The 10664-nt window shown below is 73.4% G+C and carries 9 protein-coding genes and 1 pseudogene; 7 read left to right on the top strand and 3 right to left on the bottom strand.

The annotated features are described in order from the left end of the window. Positions 1 to 88: 88 nt before the first annotated feature. Entirely contained in the window at positions 89 to 1939 is a 1851-nt protein-coding gene (locus ACFWI8_RS35340; protein WP_387100089.1) for a hypothetical protein, read from the bottom strand. 53 nt (positions 1940 to 1992) lie between these two features. Further along, positions 1993 to 2172, bottom strand: a complete 180-nt coding sequence (locus ACFWI8_RS35335; protein WP_387100087.1) for a hypothetical protein — start codon at positions 2170 to 2172, stop codon at positions 1993 to 1995. A 291-nt stretch (positions 2173 to 2463) separates the two neighbouring features. On the opposite strand from ACFWI8_RS35335, the gene ACFWI8_RS35330 reads away from it, so the two are divergent. From ACFWI8_RS35330 to ACFWI8_RS35320, 3 genes are all read left to right on the top strand, one after another. Next, positions 2464 to 4488: a hypothetical protein gene (locus ACFWI8_RS35330; RefSeq protein WP_387100085.1), complete on the top strand. Its 2025-nt coding sequence runs from the start codon at positions 2464 to 2466 to the stop codon at positions 4486 to 4488. 83 nt (positions 4489 to 4571) lie between these two features. Beyond that, positions 4572 to 5408, top strand: coding sequence for an AraC family transcriptional regulator (locus ACFWI8_RS35325; RefSeq protein ID WP_387100083.1), 837 nt, complete (start codon positions 4572 to 4574; stop codon positions 5406 to 5408). 4 nt (positions 5409 to 5412) lie between these two features. Next, the gene (locus ACFWI8_RS35320) at positions 5413 to 6351 is read left to right on the top strand and encodes a DMT family transporter (protein ID WP_387100081.1); all 939 of its coding nucleotides are present in this window, start codon (positions 5413 to 5415) and stop codon (positions 6349 to 6351) included. Between the two features lie 233 nt (positions 6352 to 6584). Here ACFWI8_RS35320 and ACFWI8_RS35315 read toward each other — a convergent pair whose 3' ends face one another. Then, positions 6585 to 7538: a helix-turn-helix domain-containing protein gene (locus ACFWI8_RS35315; RefSeq protein WP_387100079.1), complete on the bottom strand. Its 954-nt coding sequence runs from the start codon at positions 7536 to 7538 to the stop codon at positions 6585 to 6587. 101 nt (positions 7539 to 7639) lie between these two features. On the opposite strand from ACFWI8_RS35315, the gene ACFWI8_RS35310 reads away from it, so the two are divergent. The 4 genes and pseudogenes from ACFWI8_RS35310 to ACFWI8_RS35295 form a co-directional block, all read left to right on the top strand. After that, positions 7640 to 8671: a saccharopine dehydrogenase family protein gene (locus tag ACFWI8_RS35310; protein WP_387100076.1), complete on the top strand. Its 1032-nt coding sequence runs from the start codon at positions 7640 to 7642 to the stop codon at positions 8669 to 8671. A gap of 296 nt (positions 8672 to 8967) precedes the next feature. Beyond that, a complete protein-coding gene (locus tag ACFWI8_RS35305; RefSeq protein ID WP_387100073.1) occupies positions 8968 to 9486 on the top strand; it encodes a hypothetical protein in 519 nt (172 codons plus the stop codon). Between the two features lie 81 nt (positions 9487 to 9567). Next, positions 9568 to 10413 carry a DUF4097 domain-containing protein gene (locus ACFWI8_RS35300; RefSeq protein WP_387100071.1) on the top strand — a complete coding sequence of 282 codons (846 nt, stop codon included), beginning with the start codon at positions 9568 to 9570 and terminating at the stop codon, positions 10411 to 10413. A gap of 96 nt (positions 10414 to 10509) precedes the next feature. Continuing rightward, positions 10510 to 10664, top strand: a pseudogene (locus ACFWI8_RS35295) (ABC transporter); the annotation flags it as partial.

Here is a 10664-nt window from a genome sequence, read left to right as displayed (position 1 = left end):
TCCCACTCGGCATCCGTCAGATCACCCCGCTCCATGTCCACATCAACGACCAACACGCGAAGTAGTCACATGATCGGCAGGACAAGTCCTAGGCGCAGTTGCGCTCCAGCTCGGACAGTCCCGCCCGCACCGCGTCGTCGGGGTCGTCGGCCAGCGGCCGTAGCGCGGGCAGCAGCCGGCGTAGCAGGTCCCACTGGTCGTCGGCGGCCTCTGTGCGGCCCCGCCGGACGTCGGCGAGGTCGGCGAGCAGCGTCATCAGCCGGCCCCGGACCGGAGTCCACCTGTTCACCACCAGCTTCGCCAGCAGCGGCGCGGCCGCCAGGGCGGCGGTCGCGCCGTGCCCGTGCACCAACAACTCGTGCAGTCGCTCCGCAGCCCGCGCCGCGATCCGCTCGTCGTCCCAGCCGGCCCGCAGGATCTGGGACGGCACCTCGTGAGCCGGGCCCGGATTGCACCGGAGTCGGTCCCACGGAAAGCGGTCCGCCTGCTCCTTGATCCGGCGGAGCACCCACAGCTCCTCCGGGTCGAGGCGCAGCGCGGTCCAGCCGGGCGCGCCGCCCCCCACCCACAACACGCCGTCCGGGTCGAGGCGGAGCGCTTCGACACCGGTGCCGAGCCGCAGGTCGGCCGCGACGTCGGAGCAGCCGGTGCCCAGGTCCCACACCCGCACCAGGCCGTCGGCCCAGGCGGCCGCCAGCGCCGGCCCCGAGCCGGGCAACACCGCCGACGCCAGGGCGGTCACCGCCGTGCCGCGCCGGTCGAACGGCCCGGCCGCCGGCGGCCCTTCCGTCAGCCAGATCCGCAGTACCCCGGCCGCGTCGCCGCTGACCAGCAGCCCTGACGCCGCCCCCTGGTCGTGGCGCAGGCAGGTGACGGCGGTGACCGGCGCCCGGTGCAACCGCTCGCTCGACTCCAGCCACCTGACGCCCGAGGCGCTGTCGCGAACCCGGGCGTGCACCACGCCGTCGGCGTCGCCCGCGACGGCGACCCCGCCCGCCGTATCGGCGGCCCGGGTCGTGCCGGTCGGCGCCGGCGGCTCGCCGCCGGGCGGCGCGGTGCCGACGGACACCACCCGCCAGCGCTCCCACTCGTCCTCCTCGCCGGGGGCGAACGCCACCGGCGGCAGATCCAGCAGCGGGTCGGGCGACTCCGCCGGCGGCGCCACGGACAGGTCGGCGCCGGCCGGCTCCAGTACGGCCAGGGCCGCCTCGACCGCCTGTCGCGTCCGGCCGTGGACCACCAGCGGCCAGTCGACGAAGTCGCCACAGGCGTGGCGGATCACCACGTCGGGACCGCCGTGCAGGACCGCGTCGGCGCCGAGTTCCCGCCAGGGCAACAGGCCAAGCTCGGGGAACGACGCGCGCAGCCGGTCCAGGACGGCCGGATCCCGCTCCAGGTCCCCATGGGTCAGGACCGCGGTGAACCCGAAGTGGCCGGGCAGCCGCTCCAGCGCCAGGTGCAGCAGGAACTCGGATATGGACGCAGCCTGCGGCAGCCACTCGTCGTCCCCCGTCCGCACCAGCACCGGCGGATCGTCCCGCGCGGCCTCGGCGGCGGGATAGCCCCACTGGTTGCAGTACTCGTACTCCGACATGAACACGCACACGGACTCGGGCCCGTCCTCCGTGAGCGGGGGCCACTGGGTGTGCACCCAGTACAGCCGGGGCCGGTAGGCGAAGGAGTTGACGGGGGAGTGCCACCACTCGGTGAGGGCCACCGGTACCGGAAGCTGGGGGTGGTCTGGGGGAAGGTCGCCCGCCTCGTCGACGTTCTCACCGTCCCCCGGGCCCCAGACCGGCTCGCCGCCGGGATCGACATAACCCCACTCGCGCTGCACCCGGTCCAGCAACGCCCAACGCTCGCCGGAGTCGGCGAGGACCCGGTCCCGGGCCTCCCGCAGACGCTCCGCGAACCGCCCGTAGTCGATCACCTGTGGCATCCGCGCATCCTAGGCCCCGCCCCGGCGCCCGCGGCTTGCCGGCCCGCCCCGGGTCAGCAACCGCCCCCGCCGCCGTCACCTCCGCCCCCGCCGTCGCCGCCACCGCCGACCCAGGCGTCGCCCGCCCCACCGCGGCCCGGGCGTCGCCCGCCCCGCGCCAGGATCGCCATGCCGTGCGCGAGCAGCCAGACCGTGACCAGTATCAAGACCGCCGGAAGCACCCCGAGTTCCATGAAAGCCCTCCTCGTTCGTCCGTCTCCCCTTCTATGGACGCGACGAGGAGCGTCCCGTGTCGCACGCCCGGCAGGAGAGTCTCCGGAAGGCATCGGCGCCGCGGTCATCCCGGGCCCGCAACCCGGCGGCTGTTCACGCTACCCCTTCCGCCCTCTCCATATAGTCGCCCTCTCGTACACATTGTCGACCTTTTCGGGTAACCGGCGTATGGTGCGGTGCGGTTCGAGGGGCATGGTGGGCTCGCACGGCGCCCCGGACGGATCACGGCGCAACCATGGGGGAGGGGCGTGGTGAGACAGCCGTTGTTGACGGTGGAACGGCCGCCGTCGTTCGCGCGGGCGCACCGTGGATATCTCCGGGCGGCCGGTGCCGCGCTCGCCCTGGCGTTACTGGGCGTCGCCCTGCTGACGGCCGGTGGGACGCTGGCGCTGCCGTTCGAGCGGATCGTCACGGTGCGGGGCACGGCGGCCTCGGGCACCGACTTCTTCGAGGACGAGGAGGTCCGCAGAATCCTGCTCGGCCACCACATCGAGGTGCGCATGACCCGGGCGCCCGGCTCCGTCGACCTGGCCGGCGGCGGCATGGACGGCTTCGACTTCGCCTTCCCGTCAGGCCAGCACGCCGGCGAGTTGATAACGGGCCAGTACCGGTCGTCCGACTTCCGGTCCCCGTTCGCCACCCCGATCGTCCTGGCCACCTTCCGTCCCTACGCCGAGGCGTTGGTCTCCGCCGGGAGCGCCAGTCGCCAGCCACCCGCCGACGGCCAGGGGCCGACGCTCTACTACGAGGTGGACATGGCGGCCTTCCTGGACCACACCGAGCAGGACCGTTCCTGGACCGACCTGGGTGTCGAGGAGCACGGCGCGACCAACGACAACGTTGTCCTGGCCCAGACCGCCGACGTGTGCGACTCCAACTCGGCCGGCGCCTATCTCGCGTTGGTGGCCTTCACCCGCAACGGCCGCCGAGTCCCCTGGACGGAGGCCGAGGCACAACGGGTGGCCGAGGAGATCAGGCCGCTGCTGCGGCGTCAGGGCATGGGCATCGGGGACCGGCTCCGGCTCTACACCGCCCCGGACGGCGAGCTGATGGCCCCGGTGGTGGTGCTCTACGAGAACCAGTTCCTCGCCTACCAGGCCGATTACCGGGAGCGCACCGGCGAGTTGGACGACGAGCGGGTCCTCCTGTACCCGGACAGCTGGTCGCTGAGCCAGCCGCAGTTCATCGCCTTCACCCCGGAGGGCGACCGCCTCCACCGACTGATCCTCAACGATCCCGCGCTGCGCCGCCGCGCGATGGAACTCGGCTACCGCCCGCTGGACCCGACGATCGAGGCGACGGATGGCCCGTCGTGGGAGCAGGTCCTGACGGGCCGTGGAGTCCCGGTCCCGGCCCCCTCGGGCAGTACCCGCGCCCTGCCGCCGGCCGTACCCAACCTGGAGCGGATGATCGAGGTCGTCGGCGGGTGTTCGACCGCCGAGGAGTCCACCACCGCGCACGCCGCCGGGCCCGCCGGACGGTCACCGGGCGTGCTGCGCGCCTCCTGGTGGGCGCGGTGGTGGCCGTGGCTCGTGCTGTGGCTGGCCACCTTCGTCGCGTCGGCCGGCTGGCTGGCCCTGACCATTCGGGAGCTGGTGGGGTCAGCCCGGCGACGCCGCGCCGCCCGGGAACATCCCCTCGACACCTGCTTCTACCTCGACGACCGTCAGATCATGGACCACTTCCAGATGCGCCGGTACCTCCCCGCGCTCACCGTGGAGGTCGAGCGACGACGCGAGAAGGGCACCGAGACCGGGGTCACCCTCGGCCTCCCCGGCGCCGAGGCGGGGGTCGGCCGGCTGAACGGCGAGGAGGTCGTCCAGCGCTACCTGGAGGAGGCCACCCCCATCTCCGTCATCGGCGTCATCGTCGGGGCCCTGGAACGCGAGCGCGCCATCGTGCGCGCCGACCTGCCGCGCGGGACCGCCCGCCGCGACCCCGCGCTGGTCAGGGCGGTGGCCGCCGTCCAGGGCCCCGGGCCGCTGCCGCCGCGCATCGCCCTCGGCGACCTGGACGGCTTCGTCCTCGTCCGGGGCCGCTTCAGCAGGTCCGACGACGCCCAGGTCGGCGAAGCCACCGTCTTCGATGCCCCCTACCCGTCCGGTGAGGACGACGCCGCCCCCGCCGCGCGGGTCCGAGTCGTCTGCCGCACCACGGGGTTGCGCGAGTCGGAGGTGCCCGACGGGTCGTTCCCCGCCCAGTGCCTGGGCAAGGTCCGCGACTGGCACCCGGAATCCGGCGTCCTCGTCATCAGCGCCCTCGCCATCTTCCAGTAGGCCTTCAGCAACCCTCGGCACCGTACGGTGCGCCGACGAGCGACGCACGGTCACCGGGCCCGCGCATGGTGCAGAATGCGGCCATGGGGGCGTCCGAGCAGGCGATCTGGACCCGGGCCGTGCTGGGCCCCGGGCAGTCCCTGGACCTCATCACCGCCCGCTTCGCGACCCACCGCTACGCGCCGCACTGCCACCAGGAGTTCGCCGTCGGCGTCTGCACGGGTGGCAGCGAGCTCATCGACTACCGCGGCGCCCGGCACCGCGCCGGTCCCGGCAGCATCGTCGTCCTCGCCCCGGGGGAGGCACACACCGGCGCGCCGGCCGCGGGCGACGGCTACGCCTACCGGGCGTTCTACCCCACGACGGCGCTGCTCACCGAGGGCCTGCGGACCGCCGCCCACTTCCGCGAACCGGTGATCGACGACCCGGAGTTGGCGGCCGCGCTCCGGTCGGCGCACCACGCCGTGAGCCGCCCCGGGGATCCCCTGGAGGCGGAGTCGCGGCTCATACCGCTGTTCACGACGCTGGCCCGGCGCCACGGCAGAACCTCCCCGACCCGGGACCTGGTGCCCGGAGCCGCCGGCATCGCGGCCGCCGTGCGCGTCCGGCTGACGGACGAACTGCTCCGGCCGCCCTCGCTGGCGGCGATCGGGCGGGATCTCGGACTGTCGCGGTACCAGGTGCTGCGGGCCTTCCGCGAGGCGGTCGGCATGCCGCCGTACGCCTGGCTGGCGCAGCACCGGGTGACGCGGGCGCGCGGCCTGCTGGAGGCGGGCCGTCGGCCGGCGGAGGTGGCGGCGCTGGTGGGCTTCGCGGACCAGGCACATCTGACGCGCTGGTTCCGCCGTGTGGTGGGGGTGACTCCGGCGGTGTACCGCAACAGCGTTCAAGACAGGGCGGGGCCCGGATCTCGAAGCTGACGACATGACTGCACGCGGCTGGTTCCTCTTCGCCCTGATGGGTGTTCTGTGGGGCATCCCCTATCTGATGATCAAGGTGGCGGTGGACGGCGTGTCCCCGTCCGGCGTGGTGTTCGTCCGGTGTCTGCTCGGCGCGGCGCTGTTGCTGCCGTTCGCGCTGCGCACCCCGGGTTTCCGGACGGCGGTGCGGACGCACTGGAAGCCGATGCTGGCGTTCGCGGGCATCGAGATCATCGGCCCCTGGTGGACGCTGACCGACGCGGAGCGGGAACTGTCGAGCTCGATGGCGGGCCTGCTGATCGCGGCCGTCCCGATCCTCGGCGTCGTGCTCGCCAGGCTCTTCGGCGACACGGAGGAGCTGGGCGCCCGCCGCTGGACCGGCCTGCTGCTCGGCCTCGGCGGGGTGGCGCTGCTGGCCGCCCCGGAGCTGAGCGGCGGCTCGACGTGGGCGATCACGGAGGTCTTCCTGACGGCGCTCGGCTACGCGACGGCGCCGCTGATCGTGACGCGGCGGCTGAAGGAGGTGCCGACGCTGCACCTGATCGTCCCGTGTCTGCTGCTGGCCGCGGTGGTCTACGCGCCGGCGGGCATCGCCGGTTGGCCGGCGCGGACGCCGTCGGCGACGGTCCTGATGTCCCTCGCCGGCCTCGGGGTGTTCTGCACGGCCCTGGCGTTCGTCGTGTTCCTGGAGCTGATCAGGGAGGTGGGCGCCACCCGGGCGGTGGTCTTCACCTACGTCAACCCCGCGGTGGCCGTCGCGGCGGGTGTGGCGTTCCTGTCGGAACCGCTGACGGCCGCGATCGTCGGCTCCTTCGGACTGATCCTGGTGGGTTCGGTGCTGGCGACGTCGGCCACGCGTCCCGCACGGCGCCGGCCGGGGACGTCAACGGGCCCGATCGGCCGTCCCCGCGCCCTTCGCCTCCCACGTGGCCTCAGCCGGTGAGGACGTGCTGGCCCGGGGCGAGCAACTGGCGCGGGTCGTAGCGGCGCTTGGCGGTGGCGAACACCGCCGCGATCTCCTCGACGGAATCGGTCCGCAGCACGCCTCCCGGGGTGCGGTGCACGATGTGGCCGAAGTCGTCCCCACGGACCCCAGGACAGACCAGACGAGCGTAGCGCCGGTCCTCGGCCCGTATGGCGTCGTTCAGCCGTATGTGGCCACTCGGTCGGGACCGGTCACCGCGCGGTGGAGCGCGAACTGCGGAAGGTGCGACGGTAGGTGTCCGGGGGCACGCCGACGGTCCGGTTGAAGTGCCGGCGCAGCGTGGTGGCGGTGCCCATGCCGGTGGCCGTGGCGATGGCGTCGACGCTGTCGCCGGTGGTCTCCAGCAACTCCTGGGCGCGCCGGATCCGTTGGGTCAGCAGCCACTGCAGCGGGGTGGTGCCGGCGACCGACCTGAAGTGACGGCCCAGGTGGCGGGAGCTCATGTTCGCCCGGCGGGCCAGGTCCTCCACGGTCAACGCGTGGTCGAGTCGTTCGAGCACCCAGGGGAACAGCTCGCCGAGCGGGTGGTCGTCCTGGTCGGGCACCGGGGCGGTGACGAACTGGGCCTGGCCGCCGGCCCGGTGCGGGGGAACCACCAGGCGACGGGCGACCGTGTTGGCGATCGCCGAGCCGTGGTCGAGACGGATCATGTGCAGGCACAGATCCATCGCGGCGGCCTTGCCGGCGGAGGTGAGCACGCTGCCGTTGTCCACGTAGAGCACGTCCGGATCGACCGTCACCCGGGGATAGCGGGCTGCCAGAACCTCGGTGTGCGCCCAGTGCGTGGTCGCGCGTCGGCCGTCCAGCAGCCCCGCCGCGGCCAGCACGAAGGCGCCCGTGCAGAGCGAGGCCACCCGCGCGCCCGCCTCGTGCGCCGCGCGCACCGCGTCGACCAGCTCGGCCGGCGGGTCCTCGTCGACATCGGCCCAGCCGGGGACGATCACGGTGTCGGCATGTGGAAGCCGGTCGAGACCGTGGTCGGACTCCAACCGGAACCGCCCGGCGCGCACGGCGCCGGGACCGCACAGGGCGACGTCGTACCAGGGGACCGTCACCCCGTCCGGCCGGGAGGCGAAGACCTCGTACGCCACGGAGAGTTCGTAGTGGAGCATCCCGTCGGTGACGGCCAGCGCGAGCGTTCTCATGTCCGAAAGTGTACGGGCCATGTCGTTCCCGACACTCGCGCCGCGACTGCCGCGACCGCCAGGATGTGTCCAGTTGATCGTTCAAGCACTTTGGAGAAGCGATGGGAACGGGCCAGACAGTGGCGGTGTTCGGTGCTTACGGACACACCGGGCGCTTCGTGGTGGCGGAGTTGCTGGACCGCGGACTCACCCCCCTGCCGTCCGGGCGCGACGCGGACAAGCTGCGGGCGCTCGCCGTCGCTCACCCGGGACTCGACGTCCGGCCGGCCTCGGTCGACGACCCGGCCTCGCTCGACCGCGCACTGGCCGGCGCGGACGCCGTGATCAACTGCGCCGGCCCCTTCGCCGCGACCGCCGCCCCGCTGGTCGAGGCGGCGCTGCGCGCCGGCATCCCGTACGTGGACGTGGCGGCCGAGATCGAGGCCAACCTCGACACCTTCTCCCGGTTCGCGGACCGCGCCCGCGCCGCGGGCACCGTCGTGGTCCCCGCGATGGCCTTCTTCGGCGGCCTCGGCGATCTGCTGGTCACCGCGGCGATGGGGGACTGGACGACGGCGGACGAGGCGCACGTCGCGTACGGGCTGAGCGGCTGGCACCCGACGACCGGGACCCGCGAGGCCGGCACGGTCTCCCGGCAGCGCAGGGACGGCCGGCGCGTCCGCTACAGCCAGGGGCGGATGGAGTACCGCGACGACGCCCTCCCGGCCCTGAAGTGGACCTTCCCCGAGCCGATGGGAACCCGCGCCGTGCTCGGGGAGTTCAGCATGGCCGACATCGTCACCGTCCCCAGCCACCTGGCCGTTCCCGAGGTGTCCACCTACATGACGGTCGAGGCGGCCAGGGACCTGGCGGCCCCGGACACGCCGGCGCCGGCCGCCGTCGACGAGCGCGGACGGTCCGCGCAGACCTTCCTCGTCGACGCCGTCGTGCGGTCCGGCGGCGCCGAACGGCGCGCGGTGGCCAGCGGCCAGGACATCTACGCCGTCAGCGCGCCGCTCGCCGTGGAAGCGGTCCACCGTGTCCTCACCGGACGGACCAGGGCGGTGGGCGTCGCCTCCGCCGGCGCGATCTTCGACGCCCCCGACTTCCTCCGCGCCCTGTCCGCGCACCTCTCGTTCGAACTGTCGCGGTGACCCCTGGGCTCCGCTTCCCGGACCCCGGCGCCGCCGGCGCCCCGTGACCCGCTGCCTCCGGCCCGCGGGATCGGCGGCCGGCGTCGCACGGCGACACGTGGCGCCGGATGGCATCACTTGGTGCCATCCGGCGCCGTTCCGGTTCTTCCCGAGGTGCGCGGACCCTGCGTGGCGCCACGGAGAATCGGCTCGCGTCCTCATGTTTCCGCAGCTCAGGCTGGATTCTCTCGAACTCGGCCCGAGCGTGGCGCCAAGCGCGCTTGCGTATGACGCCATTAAGGTGCCATGATGGCGTCATGGACCTCACCCCGTATGTCGACGCACTCCGCCGCGAACTCGCGGTGGCCGCCGAAGCCGGCGGCGACGAAGCCCGCGAGCTGGCCGAGCGGCTCACCGCTCCGCTGGAGTCGGCGACCCGGCTGACCATGCTCAACGTGCTCTCCGCCGCGATGGACGAGATCACCCGCGAACTCGCTCCCGGCTCGGTCGACGTGCGGCTGCGTGGTCTGGACCCCGACTTCGTGGTGACCCCGCCCCCCACCGACCGCGCCGCGACGGAAGCGTCCGCCGCCCCCGTCGAACCGCTGAGGAGCCCGGCCCCGGTCGACGGCGACGAGGGCGGCACCGCCCGTGTCAACCTGCGTCTGCCGGCCCACCTCAAGGCGCGGGCCGAGGAGGCCGCGAGCCGCGAGGGCCTGTCGGTCAACGCCTGGCTGGTGCGCGCCGTGGCGGCCGCGGTCGACGGCGACCCCAGGCCGCGTACGACGGAGAGGGCCCGCGCCCTCGGTCAGAGCTTCACGGGCTGGGTGCGCTAGCCGCGCCCCCGCCCGCACCACGTCACCCACACCACGTCCCGCCAGCGGGACGACCCCGAGACCCATGAGGACGGTACCGCCATGCCTGCTTTCGACACCCCCGAACCGATCTCCGTCACCGCGCGCGTGGAGGCCGGTTCCATCCAGTTCACCGCGAGCGACCGCCGTGACACCGTCGTCGAGGTGCGGCCCCGCGACCCGAAGAAGGACCAGGACGTGCGGGCGGCCGACCAGACCGAGGTCACCTACGTGAACGGCGCGCTGACCGTCAGGACACCCAAGCAGCGCTACCTCGTCGGGCGCACCGGCACCGTCGACGTGACGGTCGAACTGCCCACGGGCTCGCATGTCGACATGACCGGCGCCTGGGCCCAGGTGCTCGGCGAGGGCCGGCTCGGCGAGGTCCGTGTGAAGACCTCGTCCGGTGACGCCCGCCTGGACACCACCGGGCCGCTGCGGCTGACCGCCTCGCACGGCTCGATCACCGTGGACCGGGTCGAGGGCATGGCCGAGATCACCACCAGCTCCGGCAGCATGCGCGTCGGCCTCGTCGACGGGCCGGCCGTCCTGAAGAACTCGCACGGCACCACGACCGTCGGTGCCGCGATCGGCGAGCTGCGGGTGAGGGGCGCCAACGGCGACATCAGCATCGAGCGCGCCGAGAGCTCGGTCGCCGCCACCACCGCCCATGGCACCCTGCGTGTCATCGACGTCGTGCGCGGCACGATCGACCTGGAGACCTCCTACGGCGCCATCGAGATCGGCATCCGCACGGGCACCGCTGCCTGGCTCGACGTGAGCTCCGGCCACGGACAGGTGCGCAACACGCTCACCGCCGCCGACTCTCCCGAGGAGACCGAGGACACCGTCAAGGTCCGCGCCCGCACCCGACACGGCAACATCGACGTGCGCCGCGCCCGGGCCTGAACGCCGGCCCTGCCGGCCCCGCCGGCTCGTCCACCCCACACCCCAGTCGCTTCAGCCTTCGAAAGGGAGGGCCCCATGCTTTCTTCTGTCATGCCCATGCCTGAATCTGGGGGGCGCGGGCGTTCGCAGTCGCCCGCCGCCATCTCCGCCGTCGGGCTGCGTAAGTCCTACGGCGACAAGACCGTCCTGGACGGTGTCGACCTGGCCGTCCCGGAGGGCACGATCTTCTCCCTCCTCGGCCCGAACGGCGC

It is taken from the genome of Streptomyces sp. NPDC127098 (assembly GCF_042722465.1).
GTDB lineage: Bacteria > Actinomycetota > Actinomycetes > Streptomycetales > Streptomycetaceae > Streptomyces > Streptomyces millisiae.
This window is presented reverse-complemented; position numbering and strand designations above follow the sequence as displayed.

Bases quoted from the DNA above. Each gene is read 5' to 3' on its own strand.
- ACFWI8_RS35340 (WP_387100089.1), bottom strand. From the start codon at position 1,939: ATGCCACAGGTGATCGACTACGGGCGGTTCGCGGAGCGTCTGCGGGAG.
- ACFWI8_RS35310 (WP_387100076.1), top strand. From the start codon at position 7,640: ATGGGAACGGGCCAGACAGTGGCGGTGTTCGGTGCTTACGGACACACC.
- ACFWI8_RS35300 (WP_387100071.1), top strand. From the start codon at position 9,568: ATGCCTGCTTTCGACACCCCCGAACCGATCTCCGTCACCGCGCGCGTG.
- ACFWI8_RS35320 (WP_387100081.1), top strand. From the start codon at position 5,413: ATGACTGCACGCGGCTGGTTCCTCTTCGCCCTGATGGGTGTTCTGTGG.
- ACFWI8_RS35315 (WP_387100079.1), bottom strand. From the start codon at position 7,538: ATGAGAACGCTCGCGCTGGCCGTCACCGACGGGATGCTCCACTACGAA.
- ACFWI8_RS35325 (WP_387100083.1), top strand. From the start codon at position 4,572: ATGGGGGCGTCCGAGCAGGCGATCTGGACCCGGGCCGTGCTGGGCCCC.
- ACFWI8_RS35335 (WP_387100087.1), bottom strand. From the start codon at position 2,172: ATGGAACTCGGGGTGCTTCCGGCGGTCTTGATACTGGTCACGGTCTGG.
- ACFWI8_RS35305 (WP_387100073.1), top strand. From the start codon at position 8,968: ATGGACCTCACCCCGTATGTCGACGCACTCCGCCGCGAACTCGCGGTG.